The organism is Spirosoma rhododendri, assembly GCF_012849055.1.
In the GTDB taxonomy this organism is placed as follows: domain Bacteria; phylum Bacteroidota; class Bacteroidia; order Cytophagales; family Spirosomataceae; genus Spirosoma; species Spirosoma rhododendri.
Map to the genome: position 1 here is coordinate 1,502,501 of NZ_CP051677.1, position 21,853 is coordinate 1,524,353.

Here is a 21,853-nt window from a genome sequence, read left to right on the forward strand (position 1 = left end):
GTGGGTGCGTGGCAGTGAGGGCTTGGGTGCTAAGGTCCAAGTCCGAGAGGGGAACAACCCAGACCATCCGCTAAGGTCCCCAAGTGAATGCTAAGTTGAACAAAGGCGGTCCGGCTGCTGAGACAGCCAGGAGGTTAGCTTGGAAGCAGCTATTCCTTTAAAGAGTGCGTAACAGCTCACTGGTCGAGCGGGGCGGGCGTCGATAATAAACGGGCATCAAGCATTTCACCGAAGCGATGGACTCATGCAAGAGCATGATGTGGTAGGAGAGCATTCTGGTCGGGGCGAAGCTGGGGCGTGAGCCGTTGGTGGACTGTCCAGAAAAGCAAATGTAGGCATAAGTAACGAGAATGGAGACGAGAACGCTCCACACCGAAAGGCTAAGGGTTCCTCCGCGATGGCAGTCATCGGAGGGTTAGTCGGGGTCTAAGGGGCAGCCGAAGGGTGGGTCCTGAGGGGAATTGGGTTAATAGTCCCAAACTGTTTGCACAGGTACACTGATGACGGAGTGCCGGGGGTGGTAGGTCCTGACGGAATAGGGCGTTGAGCTGAAGCTTCGGCTGAAGCGAATCACTGAAGGGGCTTCCAAGAAAAGTCAGGGTGCGTTAAGCGTGTAGACACCCGTACCGCAAACCGACACAGGTAGCCGGGAAGAATATTCTAAGGTGCGCGAAAGAATCATGGTTAAGGAACTCGGCAAGATGACCCTGTAACTTCGGGAGAAGGGGGCCTACTCAGTGATGGGAGGCTGCAGAGAAGAGGCCCAGGCGACTGTTTACCAAAAACACAGGACTCTGCTAAAATGAAAGTTGACGCATAGGGTCTGACACCTGCCCGGTGCTGGAAGGTTAAGGGGGAGCTTAGTCGCAAGGCGAAGGTTTGAACTGAAGCCCCAGTAAACGGCGGCCGTAACTATAACGGTCCTAAGGTAGCGAAATTCCTTGTCGGGTAAGTTCCGACCTGCACGAATGGTGTAACGATCTGGGCACTGTCTCAACCATGAGTTCGGTGAAATTGTAGTAGCGGTGAAGATGCCGCTTACCCGCCACGGGACGGAAAGACCCCGTGCACCTTTACTACAGCTTAACAGTGATCGCCGGTCAGGCATGTGTAGGATAGGCGGGAGGAGTTGAAGCGGTGTCGCCAGGCATCGTGGATCCAACCTTGAAATACCGCCCTTGGCTGACTGGCGGTCTAACCTGGAGACGGGGACCCTGTTTGGTGGGTAGTTTGACTGGGGTGGTCACCTCCGAAAGGGTAACGGAGGTTTCCCAAGGTTGGCTCATACCGGACGGTAATCGGTAGGGGAGTGCAATAGCAGAAGCCAGCTTGACAGTGAGGCACACAGGCCGATCTGGGACGAAAGTCGGGTATAGTGATCCGGTAGTTCCGCATGGAAGGGCTATCGCTCAAAGGATAAAAGGTACGCCGGGGATAACAGGCTGATCTCCCCCAAGAGCTCACATCGACGGGGAGGTTTGGCACCTCGATGTCGGCTCGTCACATCCTGGGGCTGGAGAAGGTTCCAAGGGTTCGGCTGTTCGCCGATTAAAGTGGCACGCGAGCTGGGTTCAGAACGTCGTGAGACAGTTCGGTCCCTATCTGTGGTGGGCGTTGGAATATTGAGGGGGTCTGTCCTTAGTACGAGAGGACCGGGATGGACCAACCGCTGGCGGATCGGTTGTCTGGCCGCAGGCACGGCCGAGTAGCTACGTTGGGTTAAGATAAGCGCTGAAGGCATCTAAGTGCGAAACTGGCCCCGAGATGAATGTTCCGGTATAAAGGGGCGTTGGAGACGACGACGTTGATAGGCGGCAGGTGGAGGTGCAGAGATGCATGGAGCTGAGCCGTACTAATGGCCCCGGACGCGTGAGTTTTGTTTGTCAGCGAGAAGCTGAATGTGAATTGTGGTGTGTGGTATGTGTTGTGCTTTTGGTTAGACTGATTCTCCCTACGGGTATAAAGACTAAAGATATTGAGGCTGCATAGTAAGTGCACTTCAGAAGGGTCAACAGGTTGGTGCTGGTAAGGCGGGTGAACACCTCTATCCATTTCGCACAGAGTCGTTAAGCCCCGTACTGCCGATGGTACTGCTGTCACAAGCGGGAGAGTAGGTAGGTGCCACCTGATGAAATACGGAGTGGTCATTGCGCAAGCAGTGACCGCTTTCTGTTTTAGGGTGATCTTATGGGACATACCCGTTACAAGAGTGGTTGGTAGACTGATCGTTACAAGAGAATTACTCTTACAACAAAGAAACCGGCTCGCGATAAAGCGAGCCGGTTTCTTTGTTATGTGCAACACCGTGTTAGTGGATTTTACGCCATCTCGACTACATCAAGAACCGGTAGTTTGATCCGTTTTAAAAGCTGCTCTTCCAGCATATCAGCCCACACGTTCATGTAAAGAACTACGTCATTGCGGACATTGTGTTTCAAAAATCGCTGGCTAAGTGGAATCCGATTTAAAACATCCCGATCGTCTAATTTTTCGAGGTGCTTCAAGTCTTCAATCGTCAACCCTGCATTTAGCATTTCATTAATGATAAGATCGATTGGGAGTTGACTAGTGGGGCAGTAATCTTCTACTTGCTCGTTCCAGTCGCCGTAACGCTGCATTGCATAACGGTGAATATCGTCGCGAGTTAGCTTGGTAAGCTCCTGAGCTAAATTGCCGCAGTTACAGCCTCCCATATGTCCCCATTGATAGGGAGAGCCATGTTGAAGTTTGCGGGCTGTACGACGTAACGATTCGATTAATTCGGGTGTTGGCCGTGCCATAACTACAAAAGTTTATCGTTTAATAAGTCAACGTACCGTTTCTGTAATTTGTTAATCAAGATAAACAGAGAAGCCCGGTTGTGCAACCGGGCTTCTCTGTTTATCTAACCAATTCCATCAAATCTTTGTCGTTGACTTCCTTCCGTATGTCGGCCATATCAAGGAATCTGACGTAGAGCGAGTCGAGATCGGGCTTTTCGTAGCGATAACCCAGTAATTCTAACCGGTGCTTCAACGCGTGGCGGCCACTACGAGCTGTTAAAACGATCATAGACTTATCGATGCCCACATCCTGCGGGTTCATGATCTCATAGTTCTCAGAATGCTTCAGAAAGCCGTCCTGGTGAATGCCCGACGAGTGAGCAAATGCGTTGCGCCCAACGATGGCTTTGTTTGCCTGAACAGGCATATGCATCATTTGCGATACGAGATTGCTGACGGGGTAAAGCCGGGTAGAGTCTACGTTGGTGTAGAAGCCAAGCTCCTTACGCACTTTCAAGGCCATGACTACCTCCTCAAGTGACGTATTACCGGCACGTTCGCCAATACCATTTATCGTCACTTCAACCTGCCGGGCACCATTCATAACGCCAGCAAGCGTATTTGCCGTGGCCAGACCAAGATCATTGTGGCAATGGATAGAAATAGTGGCCTGATGAACGTTGTCGACGTGCTCGTAGATATAGGCTATCTTCTTCCCGTATTCGTCGGGCAGACAGTAGCCAGTAGTGTCGGGTATGTTAACGACCGTTGCGCCAGCACCGATAACGGCACGGGTCAGCTGGGCCAGGAAAGCTAAATCGGCGCGACCAGCGTCTTCCGCGTAAAATTCTACGTCTTCAACGTATGACTTTGCGTGTTTGACCGCAGCAACAGCCTGCTCCAGAATACGTTCGCGGCTCGAGTTAAATTTGTTTCTAATATGAATATCTGACGAGCCGATACCTGTGTGGATTCGACCCCGCTTGGCAAATTTCAATGCTTCACCCGCAGCGTCGATATCACCTTTAACGGCCCTACTCAGCGCACAAATGGTAGGCTCAGATACGGCCTTGGAAATCTCCACAACCGATCGGAAATCACCAGGGCTGGAGATCGGGAAGCCGGCTTCGATAACATCGACACCAAGGCGTTCCAGCTCTTTGGCAACAACAATTTTTTCTTCCGTTGTCAACTGGCAACCAGGTACCTGTTCGCCGTCGCGCAATGTGGTGTCGAAAATATAAACCCGCTGACTCATGGTTTTAGAAGAAGTGGTTAGCCCAATAAAACAAAAAAAGCCCTATTCTGACGAATGAGGGCTATGGTATATGTAAATCCCTCACCGTTTATGACAGCGTTGACAGTCGTAGCGTAAGGCGATTTGTTGACTTCATACTATTGCTGCGAAAATTCGCTAAAGGCGTAAATACACTACAAAAGTATACGATTGGTTTTATTTTGCAAATGCTTCGATACTATTTATACCGCCTGATTCTCAGCTACTGAATTTAGCTGGTCCAGGATTTGCGAACCCATCGCTTCTGTGCCGAGTATCATGCCGCCTGGAGTATCTGCATCGGCGATGTCGCGCGTGCGATAACCTGCTTTCAACGCTGAATCAACAGCAGCCACCACTTCCTCTGCTTCCGCTTTCATACCAAACGAAATATCGAGCATAAGTGCAACTGACAGGATGGACGCCAGCGGATTGGCAACGCCCTGCCCGGTAATATCGTGAGCTGAGCCATGGATAGGCTCGTACAAGCCTGTCGTGTCGCCGATAGAAGCTGAAGCAAGCATGCCCATCGAGCCTGCAATCTGACTAGCTTCGTCGGTGAGAATATCCCCAAAGAGGTTGCCCGTCAACACGACGTCGAAGCGCCGGGGATCTTTTATCAGCAGCATAGCAGCCGAGTCGATGAATTGGTGTTCGACAACAACATCCGGATACTGCGGAGCCATCGCCTGTACCACTTCACGCCAAAGCCGGGATGACTCCAGTACATTGGCTTTATCGACAGAGCACAGTCGACGCCGACGGGTCATGGCTGCTTCAAACGCTTTCTTGGCGATACGCTCAACTTCGTACCGGCTGTATATCATCTGGTCGTAAGCCGTGTTACGGTCTTCGCTCCGGCCTTTTTCGCCGAAATAAACGTCGCCAGTCAGCTCACGGAAGAAGAGAATATCCGACCCCTTAAGAATTTCGGGGCGGATGCTCGATGCGCTAAGCAGTTCGTCGAATAGTTTGATTGGGCGCAGATTGGCGTACAGACCCAGCGCTTTACGAATACCCAGCAGACCCTGTTCGGGACGTACTTTGGCCGACGGATCGTTATCGTATTTGGGGTGACCTACAGCACCGAACAGGATAGCGTCAGATGCTTTCGATTTGGTGATCGTTTCGTCGGGTAGGGGGCTACCCGTGGCTTCAATGGCGGCATGGCCAATCAGCGCGGTATCGTAGGTGAATTCGTGACCGTATTTCTGGGCAATGGCTTCCAGCACCTGTTTGCCCACGGCGGTCACTTCCTGACCAATACCGTCACCGGCAATAACGACAATGTGTTTTTTCATGATGTAGTAAAGACTCGCGCAGCGCTGAACTGCCGAAGTGCGTGGTTAGGCGTGCGCCTGATCGAATTCCCGAATGTCAGCGTTCAGACTCAACAGATAATCAATATCGTCGTAGCCATTCATCAGGCACGTCTTCTTGTACGTGTTGATCGCAAACGTTTCTGACTGTTCCCCAAACGAGATCGTCTGAGCCGGCAAATCAACGACGATCTGTAACGTCGGATCTTGTTCAACAGCGGTTAGCAATGCTTCCAGAAACAGCTGCGATACTTGTACGGGCAGTACGAAGGTATTGAGCGCGTTGTTGCGGAAGATGTCGGCGAAGAAGCTGGAAACGACAACCCGGAAACCATAATCGTGAATGGCCCAGGCCGCGTGCTCCCGGCTACTACCCATGCCGAAGTTTTTACCGGCTACCAGAATTTGTGCCCCGGCGTAGCGGGAGTTATTCAGCACGAAGTCCTTGATAGGTTCGTTGTCGGCCGTAAAGCGCCAGTCGCGGAACAGGTTATCGCCAAAGCCTTCGCGGGTGGTCGCTTTCAGAAAACGGGCGGGAATGATCTGATCGGTGTCAACATTTTCGATCGGCAGTGGAACGGCCGTCGACGTCAATACGTGGAAGGTTTCTTTGCTCATGTCAGTTTGGGCGGACAGCCTCGGCAATCACGTTTTTACCAATCACGTGGCCTAGCGTCAGTTTATCGAACAGGCGGCTGACGGGAAATACAACCCGGTCGTAAAAAACGACGGACTCTTTCGTGATCCGGCCGTCTTTGCCCATCCATTTGTACAGTAAGGAAATAAAATAACCGGCGAAATCGTAGTAGCGAACGTCGGTCACGCGAAAACCGGCATCTTCCAGAATCTGTCGGACAAGTTGTTTGTCGTAGCGTCGGTAATGACCAACGTGTTCGTCCATGTTGCTGAAGATCTCCTGCCGGGCAGGAACGAACACTTTGATGCGCCCACCGGGCTTGAGTTTGGCATACAGGTCTTTCACAATCGCGCCGTGGTGCTCAATATGCTCCAATACGTTGATGGTGTAGATCAGGTCGTACGATTTATTCAGCGCATTGATATCGGTGTACACAGGCTGCTTGATCAGCGGCAGTAAGTCCGGATCGATCTCGGCCGCGTCAACGCTGCCAATGGGAAAGCGGTTTGCGTACTCACCGTTACCGGCTCCGAAGTCGAGAATAGTCTCGCCCGGACGAACGTCACTGGCGACCCATTTGTACAAGCCTCCGTTGTAATTGACGGCGTGGCTCATGATCGCCAGATTGTCCGATCCGTTGTACTCTACTTTTTCAGCTGTTTGCTTTGCCTGACTCATGCTGCTGAGAGATGTGTTAAAACCAAGACGAATCCGAAAATCGAAAATTATGCCAGTTTAAACACTAAAAAGCTACGCAGCGGTCACTACAGTAACTCGCGGACGTCCATGACCCGGCCCGAAACGGCTGCGGCTGCGGCCATGATCGGACTGGCAAGGAACGTACGGGCACCAGGACCCTGCCGACCTTCGAAGTTCCGGTTCGAGGTGCTGATGCAGTACTTACCCGCCGGAATCTTGTCTTCGTTCATACCCAGGCAAGCCGAGCAACCGGGTTCTCTGAGTTCGAAACCCGCACTGGCAAAGACATCGGTCAGCCCCTCGGCCTGCGCCTGCCGGGCCACCTGTACCGAACCCGGAACGATCCAGACTTCAACGCCGGCCGCTTTCTGCTTACCCTGCACAAACTGAGCAACCGTGCGTAGGTCTTCGATGCGGGCATTGGTGCACGAGCCGATGAACACGTAATCGACGGCTTTGTCCCGCAGTTCCATGCCGGGTTCGAGACCCATGTACGCCAGCGATTTCGTGTACGACACGTGCTCGGTGTCGGGAATTTCGGTCAGCAACGGAACGTGCTGCCCGATGCCGATACCCATACCGGGGTTTGTGCCGTAGGTAATCATCGGCTGAATATCCTCGGCTTTGTAGTGCAGTTCGGTGTCGAACGATGCGCCTTCGTCGGTTTTGAGCGCGCGCCACTTTGCAACGGCTTCATCAAAGGCTTCACCTTTCGGCGCAAACTCACGACCCCGAATGTAGTCGAAGGTTGTATCGTCGGGAGCAATCAGACCGCCACGGGCACCCATTTCGATGCTCATGTTGCAGATCGTCATGCGGGCTTCCATCGACAGATTGCGGATGGTTTCGCCGGCGTACTCAACGAAGTAGCCGGTCGCACCACTGGCCGAAATCTTCGAGATAATATACAGGATGATATCCTTCGCCGTTACGCCCTTTGCCAGCGTTCCGTCGATGTTTATACGCATCCGTTTCGGTTTGTACTGGAGAATGCATTGGGTGGCCAGCACCTGCTCTACTTCACTAGTGCCGATACCGAACGCAACGTTGCCGAATGCGCCGTGGGTGCTGGTATGGCTATCGCCACAAACAATGGTCATACCCGGCAGCGTCAGCCCCAGCTCGGGACCGATGATGTGAACAATACCCTGAAACGGATGGCCAAGGTCATACAGCTCAACGCCAAACTCCGCGCAGTTCCGGCGCAGCGTGTCGACCTGATGGCGCGACAGGGCTTCCCGGATCGGCAGATGCTGATCTTTCGTCGGGACGTTGTGATCGGCGGTGGCGGTTGTACGGCTGGTGTTGAATACGCTAATGCCGCGTTTACGCAATCCGTCGAATGCCTGTGGGCTTGTCACTTCGTGGATAAAGTGCCGGTCGATGAACAGCGCATCGGGATGACCTTCGGCGTGCTTGACGACGTGTGCATCCCAGATTTTATCGAATAATGTAGTGGGTTGTGTGCTCATAGTTTACTCGCTTCTTGCTCGATTATAACATCGATCCACTCCTTATTTATAGGGACCTCTACCGAAACGGCTTCCCAAAATAAATCCTGATCAATTCCCCAATAATGATGGATTAAGCGGTCGCGGAGACCTGCGAAACCTCTCCAGTCAAATTCCGCGTGTTCGTGGCGAAAATCGTCGGGGACCTTTTTGCAGGCTTCACCAATGACCAGTAAGCTATGCGTAAGGGCTCGCTGTAATGTTGGATCGCCAAAAACCTGATCCGAATCCTTTCCTGCTGTTTGCTGAGTGATGTACAGCATTTCTGACTGGATACGCTTTAGGAAATCAATCAGTAAAGGAGATGAATTCAACTTCATTACTTACGTATTTGCGAACAAATTCTGCCATACCCTCCCAAGTCAACAGGTCTGTTTTTCGACCCATCAACGTTTCTAAATAGTCGGCCATATCCAGCAGATTACGAATTTTCTTCTGACCTTCCTGAAACTCGACAACAATGTCGACGTCGCTGTCCACTGTTTGTTCGTCACGAACGAACGAACCAAACAGGCCCAGTCTAGCCGCACCAAACTGTTTCAGCGCCGACTGATGCGACTGAACACGTTCGAATACCTGTTGCTTATTCTGGACAGCCGTACTTATTGTCATTATTTCAGATCAAAAATTCGAACAGGTCGGGTTTGTCGTTGATGTATTCGAACTGAATGCGGGCGGCTTTCATCCGCTCGATCAGCGGTTCGAAATCGGCTTTGTGTTTCAGTTCAAGGCCAACCAGGGCCGGGCCACGCTCGCGGTTGGTTTTCTTCGAGTATTCAAACAACGTGATATCATCATTTGGTCCGAGTACGTCGGTCAGAAACTCGCGCATAGCCCCGGCCCGCTGCGCAAACCGGATAATGAAGTAGTGTTTCAGCCCTTCGTATAGCAACGACCGCTCCTTGATTTCCTCGGTACGGGTGATATCATTGTTACCGCCACCGACCAGACAGACGACGTTTTTACCCTTGATCTCGTCTTTCAGAAAATCAAGAGCGGCAATGCTCAACGCGCCAGCAGGTTCGGCAACGATGGCTTCTTCGTTGTAGAGCTGTAGGATAGTCGTACAAACTTTGCCCTCCGGTACCAGAATAACCTGATCTAAGTTGGCGCGGCAGACATCGAATGTCATGTCGCCCACGCGCTTAACGGCGGCTCCGTCGACAAACTTGTCGATCTTATCCAGCGCGACGACGTGCCCCTGATCGAGCGACACTTTCATTGATGGCGATCCCAGAGGCTCGACACCAATCAGCTTCGTTCTGGGACTTAACTGCCGAAACACCGTCGATACGCCCGATGCCAGACCGCCCCCGCCAATGGCCATCAGGATATAGTCAATCTTGAAATTGGCGTCCTTGAAAATCTCCAGCCCCACCGTACCCTGTCCTTCCATGACCTGAACGTCATCAAACGGGTGGACAAAGGTGCTGTCGTGGGCATTGACGTACTCGACGGCTGCGTGATAGGCATCGTCAAACGTGTCGCCGACCAGAACGACGTCTACGAACTGCTTGCCGAACAGTTTCACCTGCTTCACCTTCTGGTTCGGCGTGGTGGTCGGCATGAAGATCGTACCGTGAACGGCCATCTTGCGGCAGGCATACGCGACACCCTGCGCGTGATTACCCGCACTGGCGCAGACGACGCCTTTAGCCAATGCCTCGGGCGATAGACTGGCCATTTTGTTATAGGCCCCGCGAATCTTGTAGGAACGAACGACCTGCAAATCTTCCCGTTTCAGGAAAATGGACGCTTCGTAGCGGTCCGACAGGTTGATGTTTTCCTGCAAAGGCGTATGCACTGCCACGCCCCGGAGCCGATCGGCCGCGAGGTATATATTGTCGAGGTCGGGAGTGGTGACCTTCTCTGCTTCCGTTGTCGTGTTCATTACGTACTGTTAGTCAACAAAAATACGAAAACTTCAGCCCTTTTTTGCCGCGATAATCAGGCCGGTCGACCAGGCTAGTCGGGTCAGAAGCAGGTCGGTACGTTGCGCTAATTCGTCAACGAGCCGATCTGCTTTTTCTGAGTGCCCTTCCGGCCAGTTGGGTTGCGGCAGCATATCGTCGATAATGTACAAACCACCGGGGCCAGCATTGCCAGCACCGTGTCGAGGTCGGTGTATTTACCCGCCCAGGTATCAGCGAAGATAAAGTCGAACGGGCCGGTGTTTGTATTTACCCACTCCGTACCATCCTGACAAATGAGCTGCAATCGACTGTCGTCGCCCAGAAATTTGCGGGCAACAGCCAGACAGTCGGCATCATTATCGACCGAGACCAGCGTGGCCTGTTCGTCCATGCCCGCCAGAATCCATGCCGTCGATAGACCCGTACCGGTACCCAGTTCCAGAAAACGACCGCCCGGCTTGGTAGCCGCCAGCGTACGGAGCAGGGATGCTGCCTGCGTGTCAGCGTTCATGGAAAAGCCAAGTTGGGCAGATGCCGCAACGATGGGCTGATGGGCAGGAACGAAATCAGTGACAGTGTCGAGCATGGGGTGGGGGAAGTGAACGCGAAAGCGGTGCCGGCCAGTTAGCCGACACCGCTATACACGATGAGCTAACTAGCTACGCTCAGGACGCAGCGAACGAACGGCTGTACCAGCCTGCCACATCTCTGATTCGCGCAGTTCGGCCAGTTCAACTTCCAGCTTCTCGCGGTAGTCGGGCTGCGAGTTGCGGGTGATGCTGATTTCGGCTTGCTCCTGGCTTTTTACCGAGTTGTACAGTTGCTCAAAAACGGGCTTCGTTGCATCGCGGAACGGCTTCCACCAGTCGAGGGCACCACGCTGAGCGGTTGTCGAGCAGTTTGCGTACATCCAGTCCATACCATTTTCCGCCACCAGCGGCATCAACGACTGAGTCAGCTCTTCAACTGTTTCGTTGAAGGCCTCCGATGGGCTATGGCCGTTGGCGCGCAGCACTTCGTACTGAGCCGCGAAGATACCCTGGATAGCACCCATCAGCGTACCGCGTTCGCCGGTCAGGTCGGAGGTAACTTCTTTGTAGAAGTCAGTTTCGAACAGGTAGCCCGAACCAACACCGATACCCATAGCGATTGCTTTAGTACGGGCGTTACCCGTTGCATCCTGATAAACGGCGAAGCTCGAGTTGAGGCCTTTGCCTTCTACGAACAGACGGCGCAGCGACGTACCCGATCCTTTCGGCGCGACGAGGAATACGTCGACGTCGGTAGGGGAACGATACCGGTTTTGTCTTTATAGGTTACGCCGAAGCCGTGCGAGAAATACAGCGACTTGCCGGGTTTCAGGGCGGCTTTTACCGTTGGCCACAGCTCGATCTGAGCCGCGTCTGACAGCAGGAAGCAGATGATCGTGCCTTTTTCGAGGGCTTCTTCGATTTCAAACAGCGTTTCGCCCGGTACCCAGCCATCGGCAACTGCCTTGTCGTAGGTTTTGCCTTTCCGCTGCCCAACGATTACGTTGAAGCCATTATCACGCATGTTGAGCGACTGACCGGGGCCTTGTACGCCGTAGCCAATTACTGCAATGGTTTCATCGTTCAGCACCTCGCGGGCTTTTTCGAGCGGAAACTCTTCCCGCGTAACAACTTGTTCTTCAACTCCTCCGAAATTAATCGTTGCCATAATTCTCTTTTTGGTTTGTACTCTTGTTTTGAGGGTTACTACTTGGTTAGCTGTAATCGCTGATACGGCTGATTTTGCCGTCTTTGCACTCGAAGATAGAGACGCCACGCAACTCAATTTGTTGGTTGGCCTTCCAACCGTTGGGCATGTCCTGCGCTACGACCGCACTGTAATAGATTTCGATAGCGGCCCGGTTATCCGTTATGATCTGCGTAACGATTTCCTGCCGACGTACCGAGAAAAGGGGTACTACTTGCGCTGCCTGTTCACCGAATGCCTGTTTGCCTGTTAAGGCCATTGTCCCGCCGGTATTCGACACATTCTCGAAGCGAATATCATCGTGTAGGACCGCCAGCATGCCCGGCATGTCTTTCCGGTTGTATGCGTCTACGTAGGCTTCGATGAGTTGTTCAAGCATCGTTTGTCGGGTTGGCTACAGGTAATAGGCCCAGTCGGCTTCGGGCAGATACTCGACCAGCCCTTTCTCTGTTTTGCCCACGGCAACTCGCCCCGACCGCACAAATTCCAGGATTTCGTACTGTTTCAGATAGCCGAAGAAGTCGAAGATCTCTTCGTTGTTCCCCGTCTTTTCGATCACGACGTAATCCAGTCCCCAGTACACGACCCAGGCCTTGTACTGCTTATTGATTGTTTCGACATCCAGCGATTTGCCGCCCAGCGGGGTCGAAATCTTGAACAGCGCGATTTCGTTGTAAACGATCTCGTCGTTGAGGTAGCCAAACACCGCCATCACCTCAACGATCTTGCGGATCTGCCGAACCAGCTTTTCGACTTCTTCCCGCGACTCGTGTTTGATAACAATCGTGAAGCGCGACACGCCTTTACGCTCGGTTTCCGATACGGTCAGGCTCTCGATATTGACGCGTCGACGGGTGAAAATGATCGTGATGCGGTTAAGCAGCCCAATCGTATTCTCCGTGAATATGCAGATCGTGTAGGTGGTCATTTTGAACTGTGATTTTGCTTGATTGTCTTGAACGTTGTCCTGAACTGTGATTTGTATGATTGCTTTGATAGACTATGATTTAAGAAATCAGGGAAATCAACTAATCATAAAAATCACAGTTCGAGACGAATTGCGCGGGGCCGCCCGGCGGTTCAAGACAACCGAATCTGCGAAACGCTGGCACCGGCGGGTACCATCGGGAATACGTTTTCTTCTTTTTCGACAACTACTTCCAGCAGATAGGGGCCGTCATGCGCCAGCATGGTATCGAGCGCGTCGGACAGGTTTTCGCGGGCGTCGCAGGTTTGACCGTCCATACCGAAGCCACGGGCAATGGTGATGAAGTCGGGGTTCTGCAACTCCACGAACGAGTAGCGACGCTGATGGAACAACTGCTGCCACTGCCGGACCATACCGAGGAAGTTGTTGTTCAGGATAATGGCTTTCACCGGTTGCTTATTCTGGACGATCGTGCCCAGTTCCTGCAACGTCATCTGAAAACAACCGTCGCCGATGATGGCAACGACTTGCCGATCGGGAGCGCCTACCTGCGCGCCGAATGCTGCGGGGAGCGCAAAGCCCATCGTGCCCATGCCACCCGACGTCACCAGGCTGTTTGGCCGCCGGAACTGATAATAGCGTGACGCCATCATCTGATGCTGACCTACGTCGGTAACCAGTACCGCTTCGCCGTTGGTTTTCGTAGACAGCATGTCGATCACTTCGGCCATGCGAATCTTGCCTTCGGTAGACGACAGTTCAGGAACAGTGATCTGCTCGTGCTCAATCGCGTCGTATTTGCGGAACTCGTTGCGCCAGACGGTGAAATCGTTGGCGTTGATGAGCGGCAGCAGCGCCTTCAGCACTTCTTTGGCGTCGCCGACAACCGGTGCGTCGGCCTTGATGATCTTGTCAATTTCAGACGGGTCGATTTCGATGTGAATGACCTTGGCCTGCTTGATAAACTTGCTGGCATCACCCGTTACGCGGTCGTCGAAACGCATACCGATGGCGACGACAACGTCGGCCTGATCGGTCAGCACGTTGGTGCCGTAGTTACCGTGCATCCCCAGCCAGCCCACGTACAGCGGGTGATCAACCGGAATGGTCGACTGACCAAGCAGCGTCGTTGCTACGGGAATACCTGCTTTCTCGGCAAACTGACGTAGTTCGTTTTCGGCTTTGGCCAACTGCACGCCGTGGCCCGCCAGAATGTAGGGCCGTTTTGCATTGTTGATCAGCCGGGCCGCAGCTTCTACCTGTTCCGTCTTGGGGACCAGTCGGGGCCGGTAGCTGACAATCGACTGACACTGTTCGTAGCGGAACGGCTTGGTCATTAGCTCTATCTGCGCGCTTTTGGTCATGTCGATCAGAACCGGTCCCGGCCGACCCGATTGCGCGATGTAGAACGCTTTCGACAGAACAGTAGCTACCTCGTTGGCGTCGGTGATCTGGTAGTTCCACTTGGTGATCGGCATTGTAACGCCCATCACGTCGGCTTCCTGAAACGCATCGGTACCCAGCAGTTTCCGGCCCACCTGCCCAACGATGCACACTAGGGGTGTCGAGTCGATGAGCGCATCGGCGATAGCGGTGACGAGGTTGGTAGCACCCGGCCCCGACGTTACTAGGCAAACCCCGGCCCGGCCCTGCATGCGGGCGTAGCCCTGAGCCGCGTGACCCGCACCCTGCTCGTGCCGCACCAGAATGTGGTTGATACGATCCTGAAAGTCGTACAGGGCATCGTATACGGGCATAATAGCACCACCCGGATACCCGAAAATCGTGTCAACGCCTTCGGCAACTAGTGACTCCATCAGGGCCTGCGCACCGCTCAGAAAAGTTACGGGTGCTGTCTCCTGAGGGACTAATTCGTTGATTGAATTGACTCCGGTAGAGTCGAGAACGACACTGGCAATTGTTTCCATGGTACCCGGTCGGTTTAAAGTCGTATTTGTTGTTTTAGTTACCAGTGCCTGCCTCTGCCTGCAACTGCTGATATATTTCTTCCAGTTCGATCAGTGCCAGCGTGGCATCGCTTGTTGCCGTTGCCCAGACAATCGACAAATCGACGTCCATGTACTCGTGAATCAGACGGTCTCGCATGCCAGCCATATCACGCCATGCAATGTGCGGAAATCGGTCCCGCAACGTAAAACTGATTCGCTTCGTCGCTTCCCCAACTACTTCCAACTGACGTATGCACGCATCCTGTGTTTTGGTGTCGGCTAGAAATTCACTCAAGGTCATTTCCTGCGTATAGTCGATCAGTCGTTCGAGCCCTCTGATAATGTGAGCCAGATAAACGCGGTCGTCTTTCATACCGAAATGACTTTCAAATCCTGAAAAACGTACTGCCTCAACACCTCGTCGGTAAGGCCACCTTCAGAAACTAAATCCACTTTCACACTAAGCGCATCGGATAGCTCGCGCTCCATGCGAATGAATGTCCAAAGCGCGACAGGTTTTTTCAGTTTCACCAGAATATCCAGATCGCTATCTGGCCGATTTTCTCCTCGCGCCCAGGAACCGAAAATACCAACCTGCTCTGGCTCGTAAGGCCGGAGGTAGTCAAGTATCGTTTGATTTTGGACTGTCGTAGTCATCGGTTTATCGTTTTGTAAGCAGACATTCAATACGCTTTACGCTTCGTCGGTAACGCAGCCTTCGCTGGCCGATTTTACGTTGCGGATGTATTTGCCCAGCACGCCTTTGACGAAGCGGGGGGCGGGCGGTGTCCACTGCCGGCGACGATCAGCCAGTTCTTCATCCGATACGTGCAGTGTGATTTCGCGGCCGATCGTGTCGATTGTGATACGGTCGCCGTCTTTCACCAGCGCAATCGGTCCGCCTTCGAAGGCTTCCGGCGTAATGTGCCCGACTACAAAGCCGTGCGTTCCGCCGGAGAAACGGCCATCGGTAATCAGCGCGACCTTGTCGCCAAAGCCTGCACCCATCACGGCAGAGGTTGGTTTCAGCATCTCGCTCATACCCGGTCCGCCTTTGGGGCCGGCATTGCGAATAACGATAACCTGCCCGGCCTGAATACCGCCGTTTTGCAGGGCGTCGATTACGTCGCCTTCGTGTTCGCAAACCTTGGCGATACCCTCAAAACGCTCGCCTTCCTTGCCGGTAATCTTGGCAACACTGCCTGTTGGTGCCAGATTACCCCGCAGAATCTGAATGTGGCCCGTTTTCTTGATTGGGTTCGTCAATGGATGGATGATCTGTTGCGCGTCGAAATCGAGATCGGGAATATCAGTAAGGTTTTCCGCGACGGTTTTGCCGGTAACGGTCATGCAATCGCCATGAAGCATACCGTTTTTGAGCAGGTACTTCATCACAGCCGGGACACCACCGATAGCCAGCATGTCTTCCATGTAATATTTACCGCTGGGTTTCAGGTCGGCCAGTAGGGGTACCCGGTCGCTGATTGCCTGAATGTCGTCGATAGATAGTGACAGACCTGCCGCCCGGGCAATGGCTAGGAAGTGCAACACGGCATTAGTCGATCCGCCCAGCACCATAACAACCGTCAGGGCGTTTTCCAGCGATTTCGGCGTGATGATGTCCTGCGGGGTGATGTTCCGCTCGAGCAGCACGCGCATTGCAGCACCGATCTTTTTGCACTCTTCCTGCTTGCCTTCGTGGGTTGCGGGGTAGCTGCTGCTGAACGGCAGGCTCAGGCCCATCGCTTCGATGCTGCTGGCCATCGTGTTGGCGGTGTACATACCGCCACAAGCCCCCGCGCCGGGAATCGAATTGCGGATAACGCCTGCGTAATCTTCGTCGGAAATGTTGTTGGCGTACTTTTTACCAAGTGCCTCGAACGCCGATACAATATCGAGTTTCTGTCCTTTATAATGGCCTGACCGGATGGTGCCGCCGTAGACCATGATACCGGGTCGGTCGAGCCGGGCCATCGCCATCACCGCGCCGGGCATGTTTTTGTCGCAGCCAACAACCGTAACGACACCGTCGTACCACTGTGCCGTTACGACCGATTCGATGGAGTCGGCAATGAGGTCGCGGCTGGGTAGTGAGTAGCGCATGCCATCGTTACCGTTGGTCATGCCGTCCGAAACGCCGATGGTGTTGAAGATTAGCCCGACAAGGCCGTTTGCCTGAATACCCTGCTTGACGTAAACCGATAGCCCGTTGAGGTGCATGTTGCAGGTATTACCCTCGTAGCCCGTGCTGGCAATGCCGATCTGGGGCTTCTGCATATCCTCTTCACTCAGTCCCACACCAAACAGCATAGCTTTGGCAGCTGGGTTCGATATCTCTTGAGTGAGTGTACGACTAAAACGATTTAGTTCAGTAGCAACGGGTTCTTCGGCAGTCATCTTAGCAGTTAGCGAAATTTCGCTGATAGTGTAATAACGCTGTAAAGGAAATATTACTTTTCTGAAAAGGCAAGAATTCAACCGGGTTTTAACCGAAATATGATGTTTCTCCGGTAGGAGTAGGCCCCCGCCGACTTATCTGTACGCTTGTCTGGATAAGCCGTCGCCGAGATTTCGCGTACTTTTGAACTATGACAACAGAAACTTCATCCCATTACGACCATCTGGAGCAGATGTCAGTCCATGACCTGCTGACCAACATAAATCGGGAAGATCAGACCGTACCGCTTGCCGTGGCTAAAGCGATTCCGCAGATCGAAGCACTGGTCGAGCAGGTTGTTGCCCGTATGAAGCAGGGTGGCCGACTGTTCTATATCGGTGCCGGTACAAGTGGTCGGCTGGGGGTTGTTGACGCATCGGAATGCCCGCCGACCTATGGCGTACCGCATGATCTTGTCGTTGGGTTGATTGCCGGGGGCGACGGAGCCATTCGCAAAGCGGTCGAATTTGCCGAAGACGATGCCGAACAGGCCTGGAAAGACATCGCGCCGTATCAGCCCGACGCAAACGATACCGTGATCGGCATTGCGGCATCAGGCCGGACGCCTTATGTAATCGGTGGCCTGGAACAGGCGCAGGCGGCAGGTTTGCTGACGGGCTGCGTTGTTTGTAACGCGGGTTCGGCGGTGGCGCAGGCGGCAGAATACCCGGTTGAAGTTGTCGTCGGGCCGGAGTTCGTGACGGGTAGTACCCGCATGAAATCGGGGACGGCGCAGAAGCTGGTGCTGAACATGATCTCGACAGCCGTGATGATTCGGCTGGGCCGGGTGAAGGGCAATAAGATGGTCGACATGCAGTTGAGTAACCTGAAGCTACAGGACCGGGCGGCCAAGATGGTCATGAGTGAAATTGGCGTCGACCGGGCAACGGCCGAGCAACTACTGGCGCAGTACGGCAACGTACGCAACGCAATCGATAACTACACGCATTAACAGGTCATATTCAACGAATGAAAAAACAGCTTTTAGCGGCCCTGTGCCTGCTGACAGGTATTGGCGCGCAGGCGCAGTCGGGACGCGAGATTATGTACGTCGGGACGTATTCCGTGCGCGGCAGCGAGGGGATCTACGTGTTTTCGTTTGATCGGAAGACGGGAACGATGACGCCGGTACAGTCGGTGAAAAACGACAAGAACCCGTCGTTTCTGGCTCTCCACCCGTCAGGGCGGTACGTGTACTCTGCCGATGAAGGGGCCGAAAACGGTCCGGCCAAAACCGGAACGGTCAGCGCCTACAGTGTCGACAAAAGCACGGGTAAGCTGACGTTTCTGAACAAGCAGTCGTCGCTGGGGAATAGCCCTTGTTACGTGAGCATCGACAAAACGGGTAAAAATGCCTTCGTCGCCAACTACGGCGGTGGTAGTATGGCCGTACTGCCGATTCAGGCGGATGGCAAGCTAACGGCATCGTCTGACAGTGTGCAGGACGCGGGTAGCGGCCCCAACACGCAACGGCAGGAGCGCCCACACGTGCATTCGGCGACGATTTCGCCCGATAATCAGTACGTATATATAGCGGACCTCGGGACGGACCGGCTCAGCATCGTGAAACCGGATGTAAAGACGGGGAAAGTCACCCCTGCATCGATGCCTTATGTGACGGTAAAACCGGGTTCGGGGCCACGTCACTTAGCTATTCATCCGTCGGGGCGGTACGCGTATCTGGTTGAAGAACTGACTTCTTCGGTTGCCGTATTTAGCCGTGATTCGAAAACGGGTGCGCTGACGATGATGCAGGAGGGGGTAAAATCGCTGCCCAGCAACTTCACAACGACCAACTACAGTGCCGATATTCACCTCGATCCGTCAGGTCGGTTTCTGTATATGTCGAACCGGGGTCGTAACGCGTTGGCGATCTTCGCGGTGGGTAACGACGGAAAACTAACGAGCATTGGCGAGCAGGCAACGGAAGGCAAAATACCCCGCAACTTCCTTATCGATCCGAAAGGCGACTTTGTGTTCGTTGCCAATCAGGACACTGACAACATCACGATCTTCCGGCGCGACGCCAAAACGGGTCTGCTGACTTATACGGGTAAGTCGGTATCGGTACCGGCACCGGTCTGCGTGATCATGGGTCAGTAAATTCCGCCCGTGTTTTTCTTCGTTTATCTGAAAACCCCAACAAATCAACGCATATGAAATACGCAGTTGCGCTTTGCACGATACTGGCCATGCTGGCTGTCGCGGCTCCGGCCAAGAAGGCGATCAAGTTGTTCAACGGAAAAAACCTCGACGGCTGGAAGGTCTACGGCACCGAAAAATGGTACGTCGATAATGGCGAACTGATTTGCGAAAGCGGCCCCGACAAGAAATACGGTTACCTGCTGACCGATAAGTTTTACAAAAACTTCGATTTAAGTCTGCAATTCAAGCAGGAAGCCAACGGTAACAGCGGGGTCTTTTTCCGCTCGACCGTCGACGGTACGAAAGTGAAAGGCTGGCAAGTTGAAGTGGCCCCACCGAACCACGATACGGGTGGTATATACGAATCATACGGCCGAAACTGGCTGGTACAGATTCCCGACGAGAAAGAGAACATCCTGAAACCCGGTGAGTGGAATACGCTCCGCATCGTTGCCAACGGCGATCACGTACAGACTTACCTTAACGGACAGGAAATGGTCGATTTGAAGGACGAGAAAATCGGCGATGGTGAAGGCGGTATTGCGCTGCAAATCCACGACGGTGGCGGCATCAAAGTCCGCTGGCGCGACATCGTGATGAAGCCGCTGTAGTAGCGTCTGAGCCAATTCCGAAAACAAGAAAGACTCCCACTACAGGAGTCTTTCTTGCTTTTTACAGTTCACGCATCAGGCCCGGCAGATCAAGCGGTTCAGTAACCATGGCAATGTTGCCATCGGCGTCGAGGGGCCACTCGTCGCGCGGGCGATCCCAGTACAGCTCGACACCGTTCTGATCGGGATCGTTGAGGTAGATGGCTTCCGAAACGCCGTGGTCTGCTGCGCCCGTAATCGGGTACTTCGCGTCGATGAGTCGTTTGAGCGCAACGGCTAAATCCCGGCGGGTAGGGTAGAGGATAGCCGTGTGGTACAGGCCCGCACTACGAACGGGGGCCGGTGGCGCGCCTTTGCTGTGCCAGGTGTTTAGGCCGATGTGATGATGGTAGCCGCCTGCCGAAATGAAAGCGGCATCGGTACCGTACATCGCCACCAGTGAAAAGCCGAGCAGATCGCGGTAAAATGCCAGTGCCCGGTCGAGGTCGGCCACTTTGAGGTGGATGTGCCCGATTCGGGTCTGATTGGGAATGGTGTAAGGGGCAGTGTCACTCATCTGAAGTAGTGCGTGGCGAATTTATAAAGCTATCGCAGATCAAGCATACCGAATGCTTCTGACGGGGGCGTAGTCAGGTTCAAAAACTGAAATCTAGGCCCGGCTTTTTGCGCGTGCAGTAGGCCGTATATTTTCTGGCTTTCTGTATCCGACGATAAATAGTACTGTACGGAGGCCTCCGTGTCTGCCTGAGCAAACAGTTTGGTATCGTTCGGAATGATTGTTCGGTTCGTCAGGTCTAGTTTTTTACGGTGCTGGAACACTAGCCTAGCAAATTCGCCGGTACGCTGGGCATGGCCGACGTTGAACGGAATAATCCGAAGGTTTTTCAGGGGAAGTTCGCTGATGTGGCCACCGACGCAATATTCGGCAATCGAAATGGTAGAGATCAGCATAGTTGTCTCCTCGCGCAGGAAATGCCGAAAATAGCCGTCCGCGTGGGCGTAGAGCGGGTCTTCGTCGTTTAGAAAGCGCAGGAAAAAACTGGTATCCAGCAGTACAGATTTAAGCATCATAAATTCCCCTTAATTCGCGCAGCCAGTTGTTCGGCTCGACGGTACCCAGCCAATTTTTCTTAGCCTTCGACCGCAGGCTTTCAAGATACGCTTCGTCGTAGTCGGGGTGGTAGTCGATCAGCTCGACAAAGCGCAGATCCGAGCGATCCAGCTCACCGGTTTCCGTGTGTTGTCGGCCCGTAACGCGAACCCCAAATGTCTTGTATAGAATATTCCCCTCTATTTTTTCAAGGACGGTGATCGGTGTTTTGATGATCACCACCCCGTATTCGTCGGTCTGTAGATGGATGTTGGCCCGGTCTTTTCCTCCAGCGTTCGTTACCCGGCCATACAGATAAAATTCAGCTTCTGCCCACACTGCTTCGGTGCGATAGAATCGGGTTGTAGCGTCGATGCGTAATTCACTGGTGTCGGTTTCGGACGTGCGGATAACGAAAGTATAACCGCGCTGCACGGCCATGTCCTGAAAGGCTTCGAATGCTTTCGCCGTAGCAGATTCCAGAAAATCGACCGTTTGTCGTTGGCTAACCTGACCGATCAGGGCACTAAAACCAATGACGTACTGAACCGCCGTTTTGAAGATGTGCCGCACCGACCCACTCTGTAACTGATAGCTGATGATAGGCCGCTCTTTTTTGTCGGCGGGGAATAACAAGCCCTCGACCTGCTCAAGCACAGACATTACTTCCCGAACGTCATACGTCTCAGGCGTCAGGTCGAGATTACCCTTCGTGCCTGTTATTCGTATTTCGATGAAGCCTGTCTTTTCCACGACGTGAAATTACCAAAAGTACGTCAGAATTAGTATTGTGTCCGCTACCGCTGAGATAGCCCGGATGCGGTTGTCGGCAGCTCACG

Annotated in this window: 22 protein-coding genes, 2 rRNA genes and 1 pseudogene (1 of these 25 only partly in view); 5 read left to right on the forward strand and 20 right to left on the reverse strand. The window is 53.4% G+C overall.

The features are described from left to right. Both HH216_RS05970 and rrf read left to right on the forward strand, forming a co-directional pair. Positions 1–1,877 (forward strand): 23S ribosomal RNA (locus HH216_RS05970) (it extends 953 nt beyond the left edge of the window). A 138-nt stretch (positions 1,878–2,015) separates the two neighbouring features. Further along, a 5S ribosomal RNA gene (gene rrf, locus HH216_RS05975) occupies positions 2,016–2,127 on the forward strand. A 191-nt stretch (positions 2,128–2,318) separates the two neighbouring features. Here rrf and HH216_RS05980 read toward each other — a convergent pair. The 17 genes and pseudogenes from HH216_RS05980 to ilvD all read right to left on the reverse strand — a co-directional run bounded on the left by HH216_RS05980 (position 2,319) and on the right by ilvD (position 17,128). Beyond that, complete coding sequence (locus HH216_RS05980; protein ID WP_169549960.1) at positions 2,319–2,780, reverse strand: hypothetical protein; 462 nt, start codon at positions 2,778–2,780, stop codon at positions 2,319–2,321. Positions 2,781–2,880: 100 nt separating this feature from the next. Further along, positions 2,881–4,020, reverse strand: a complete 1,140-nt coding sequence (locus HH216_RS05985) for a 2-isopropylmalate synthase (protein WP_169549961.1) — start codon at positions 4,018–4,020, stop codon at positions 2,881–2,883. A gap of 221 nt (positions 4,021–4,241) precedes the next feature. Beyond that, complete coding sequence (leuB, locus tag HH216_RS05990; protein ID WP_169549962.1) at positions 4,242–5,339, reverse strand: 3-isopropylmalate dehydrogenase; 1,098 nt, start codon at positions 5,337–5,339, stop codon at positions 4,242–4,244. A gap of 45 nt (positions 5,340–5,384) precedes the next feature. Further along, the gene (gene leuD / locus HH216_RS05995; RefSeq protein ID WP_169549963.1) at positions 5,385–5,975 is read right to left on the reverse strand and encodes a 3-isopropylmalate dehydratase small subunit; all 591 of its coding nucleotides are present in this window, start codon (positions 5,973–5,975) and stop codon (positions 5,385–5,387) included. Position 5,976: 1 nt separating this feature from the next. Next, on the reverse strand, positions 5,977–6,672 hold the full coding sequence (locus HH216_RS06000) for a class I SAM-dependent methyltransferase (protein ID WP_169549964.1): 696 nt from the start codon (positions 6,670–6,672) through the stop codon (positions 5,977–5,979). A gap of 86 nt (positions 6,673–6,758) precedes the next feature. Further along, positions 6,759–8,165 carry a 3-isopropylmalate dehydratase large subunit gene (leuC, locus tag HH216_RS06005; protein ID WP_169549965.1) on the reverse strand — a complete coding sequence of 469 codons (1,407 nt, stop codon included), beginning with the start codon at positions 8,163–8,165 and terminating at the stop codon, positions 6,759–6,761. Then, positions 8,162–8,524, reverse strand: coding sequence for a HepT-like ribonuclease domain-containing protein (locus HH216_RS06010; RefSeq protein ID WP_169549966.1), 363 nt, complete (start codon positions 8,522–8,524; stop codon positions 8,162–8,164). Before HH216_RS06010 ends, leuC begins: the two co-directional genes overlap by 4 nt. Further along, positions 8,493–8,816 (reverse strand): nucleotidyltransferase family protein, encoded by a 324-nt coding sequence (locus HH216_RS06015; RefSeq protein ID WP_254448705.1) that lies wholly within the window; start codon positions 8,814–8,816, stop codon positions 8,493–8,495. Before HH216_RS06015 ends, HH216_RS06010 begins: the two co-directional genes overlap by 32 nt. A 4-nt stretch (positions 8,817–8,820) precedes the next feature. Further along, positions 8,821–10,095, reverse strand: coding sequence for a threonine ammonia-lyase (gene ilvA / locus HH216_RS06020; protein ID WP_169549967.1), 1,275 nt, complete (start codon positions 10,093–10,095; stop codon positions 8,821–8,823). A 107-nt stretch (positions 10,096–10,202) separates the two neighbouring features. Then, entirely contained in the window at positions 10,203–10,703 is a 501-nt protein-coding gene (locus HH216_RS06025; protein WP_332871482.1) for an O-methyltransferase, read from the reverse strand. Between the two features lie 69 nt (positions 10,704–10,772). After that, positions 10,773–11,815, reverse strand: a pseudogene (gene ilvC / locus HH216_RS06030) (ketol-acid reductoisomerase). Between the two features lie 46 nt (positions 11,816–11,861). Beyond that, positions 11,862–12,233 carry a nuclear transport factor 2 family protein gene (locus tag HH216_RS06035; RefSeq protein ID WP_169549968.1) on the reverse strand — a complete coding sequence of 124 codons (372 nt, stop codon included), beginning with the start codon at positions 12,231–12,233 and terminating at the stop codon, positions 11,862–11,864. A 15-nt stretch (positions 12,234–12,248) separates the two neighbouring features. Continuing rightward, a complete protein-coding gene (gene ilvN / locus HH216_RS06040; protein WP_169549969.1) occupies positions 12,249–12,782 on the reverse strand; it encodes an acetolactate synthase small subunit in 534 nt (177 codons plus the stop codon). 152 nt (positions 12,783–12,934) lie between these two features. After that, positions 12,935–14,710 (reverse strand): biosynthetic-type acetolactate synthase large subunit, encoded by a 1,776-nt coding sequence (gene ilvB, locus HH216_RS06045; protein ID WP_169549970.1) that lies wholly within the window; start codon positions 14,708–14,710, stop codon positions 12,935–12,937. 34 nt (positions 14,711–14,744) lie between these two features. Beyond that, positions 14,745–15,104: a HepT-like ribonuclease domain-containing protein gene (locus tag HH216_RS06050; RefSeq protein WP_169549971.1), complete on the reverse strand. Its 360-nt coding sequence runs from the start codon at positions 15,102–15,104 to the stop codon at positions 14,745–14,747. Further along, the gene (locus HH216_RS06055) at positions 15,101–15,388 is read right to left on the reverse strand and encodes a nucleotidyltransferase family protein (protein WP_169549972.1); all 288 of its coding nucleotides are present in this window, start codon (positions 15,386–15,388) and stop codon (positions 15,101–15,103) included. The genes HH216_RS06050 and HH216_RS06055 overlap by 4 nt, the downstream gene beginning before the upstream one ends. Positions 15,389–15,424: 36 nt before the next feature. Next, the gene (gene ilvD, locus HH216_RS06060) at positions 15,425–17,128 is read right to left on the reverse strand and encodes a dihydroxy-acid dehydratase (RefSeq protein ID WP_169549973.1); all 1,704 of its coding nucleotides are present in this window, start codon (positions 17,126–17,128) and stop codon (positions 15,425–15,427) included. Between the two features lie 191 nt (positions 17,129–17,319). Here ilvD and murQ point away from each other — a divergent pair, with 191 nt between their 5' ends. The 3 genes from murQ to HH216_RS06075 are packed head-to-tail and all read left to right on the forward strand — an operon-like array spanning position 17,320 to position 19,924. Beyond that, the gene (gene murQ / locus HH216_RS06065; RefSeq protein ID WP_169549974.1) at positions 17,320–18,120 is read left to right on the forward strand and encodes an N-acetylmuramic acid 6-phosphate etherase; all 801 of its coding nucleotides are present in this window, start codon (positions 17,320–17,322) and stop codon (positions 18,118–18,120) included. Between the two features lie 17 nt (positions 18,121–18,137). Further along, positions 18,138–19,271, forward strand: a complete 1,134-nt coding sequence (locus HH216_RS06070) for a lactonase family protein (protein WP_169549975.1) — start codon at positions 18,138–18,140, stop codon at positions 19,269–19,271. A 53-nt stretch (positions 19,272–19,324) separates the two neighbouring features. Continuing rightward, on the forward strand, positions 19,325–19,924 hold the full coding sequence (locus tag HH216_RS06075; RefSeq protein ID WP_169549976.1) for a 3-keto-disaccharide hydrolase: 600 nt from the start codon (positions 19,325–19,327) through the stop codon (positions 19,922–19,924). A gap of 61 nt (positions 19,925–19,985) precedes the next feature. Here HH216_RS06075 and HH216_RS06080 read toward each other — a convergent pair whose 3' ends face one another. The 3 genes from HH216_RS06080 to HH216_RS06090 are packed head-to-tail and all read right to left on the reverse strand — an operon-like array spanning position 19,986 to position 21,767. Continuing rightward, a complete protein-coding gene (locus HH216_RS06080; RefSeq protein WP_169549977.1) occupies positions 19,986–20,480 on the reverse strand; it encodes a VOC family protein in 495 nt (164 codons plus the stop codon). Positions 20,481–20,509: 29 nt separating this feature from the next. Next, on the reverse strand, positions 20,510–20,995 hold the full coding sequence (locus tag HH216_RS06085) for a hypothetical protein (RefSeq protein ID WP_254448706.1): 486 nt from the start codon (positions 20,993–20,995) through the stop codon (positions 20,510–20,512). Continuing rightward, positions 20,985–21,767, reverse strand: coding sequence for a hypothetical protein (locus tag HH216_RS06090; RefSeq protein ID WP_169549978.1), 783 nt, complete (start codon positions 21,765–21,767; stop codon positions 20,985–20,987). Before HH216_RS06090 ends, HH216_RS06085 begins: the two co-directional genes overlap by 11 nt. Positions 21,768–21,853: the final 86 nt, after the last annotated feature.

What these genes read in the sequence shown, in the direction of transcription:
- HH216_RS05980 (WP_169549960.1), bottom strand. Translation starts at nt 2,780, where the DNA reads ATGGCACGGCCAACACCCGAATTAATCGAATCGTTACGTCGTACAGCC.
- HH216_RS05985 (WP_169549961.1), bottom strand. Translation starts at nt 4,020, where the DNA reads ATGAGTCAGCGGGTTTATATTTTCGACACCACATTGCGCGACGGCGAA.
- leuB (WP_169549962.1), bottom strand. Translation starts at nt 5,339, where the DNA reads ATGAAAAAACACATTGTCGTTATTGCCGGTGACGGTATTGGTCAGGAA.
- leuD (WP_169549963.1), bottom strand. Translation starts at nt 5,975, where the DNA reads ATGAGCAAAGAAACCTTCCACGTATTGACGTCGACGGCCGTTCCACTG.
- HH216_RS06000 (WP_169549964.1), bottom strand. Translation starts at nt 6,672, where the DNA reads ATGAGTCAGGCAAAGCAAACAGCTGAAAAAGTAGAGTACAACGGATCG.
- leuC (WP_169549965.1), bottom strand. Translation starts at nt 8,165, where the DNA reads ATGAGCACACAACCCACTACATTATTCGATAAAATCTGGGATGCACAC.
- HH216_RS06010 (WP_169549966.1), bottom strand. Translation starts at nt 8,524, where the DNA reads ATGAAGTTGAATTCATCTCCTTTACTGATTGATTTCCTAAAGCGTATC.
- HH216_RS06015 (WP_254448705.1), bottom strand. Translation starts at nt 8,816, where the DNA reads ATGACAATAAGTACGGCTGTCCAGAATAAGCAACAGGTATTCGAACGT.
- ilvA (WP_169549967.1), bottom strand. Translation starts at nt 10,095, where the DNA reads ATGAACACGACAACGGAAGCAGAGAAGGTCACCACTCCCGACCTCGAC.
- HH216_RS06025 (WP_332871482.1), bottom strand. Translation starts at nt 10,703, where the DNA reads ATGCTCGACACTGTCACTGATTTCGTTCCTGCCCATCAGCCCATCGTT.
- HH216_RS06035 (WP_169549968.1), bottom strand. Translation starts at nt 12,233, where the DNA reads ATGCTTGAACAACTCATCGAAGCCTACGTAGACGCATACAACCGGAAA.
- ilvN (WP_169549969.1), bottom strand. Translation starts at nt 12,782, where the DNA reads ATGACCACCTACACGATCTGCATATTCACGGAGAATACGATTGGGCTG.
- ilvB (WP_169549970.1), bottom strand. Translation starts at nt 14,710, where the DNA reads ATGGAAACAATTGCCAGTGTCGTTCTCGACTCTACCGGAGTCAATTCA.
- HH216_RS06050 (WP_169549971.1), bottom strand. Translation starts at nt 15,104, where the DNA reads ATGAAAGACGACCGCGTTTATCTGGCTCACATTATCAGAGGGCTCGAA.
- HH216_RS06055 (WP_169549972.1), bottom strand. Translation starts at nt 15,388, where the DNA reads ATGACTACGACAGTCCAAAATCAAACGATACTTGACTACCTCCGGCCT.
- ilvD (WP_169549973.1), bottom strand. Translation starts at nt 17,128, where the DNA reads ATGACTGCCGAAGAACCCGTTGCTACTGAACTAAATCGTTTTAGTCGT.
- murQ (WP_169549974.1), top strand. Translation starts at nt 17,320, where the DNA reads ATGACAACAGAAACTTCATCCCATTACGACCATCTGGAGCAGATGTCA.
- HH216_RS06070 (WP_169549975.1), top strand. Translation starts at nt 18,138, where the DNA reads ATGAAAAAACAGCTTTTAGCGGCCCTGTGCCTGCTGACAGGTATTGGC.
- HH216_RS06075 (WP_169549976.1), top strand. Translation starts at nt 19,325, where the DNA reads ATGAAATACGCAGTTGCGCTTTGCACGATACTGGCCATGCTGGCTGTC.
- HH216_RS06080 (WP_169549977.1), bottom strand. Translation starts at nt 20,480, where the DNA reads ATGAGTGACACTGCCCCTTACACCATTCCCAATCAGACCCGAATCGGG.
- HH216_RS06085 (WP_254448706.1), bottom strand. Translation starts at nt 20,995, where the DNA reads ATGATGCTTAAATCTGTACTGCTGGATACCAGTTTTTTCCTGCGCTTT.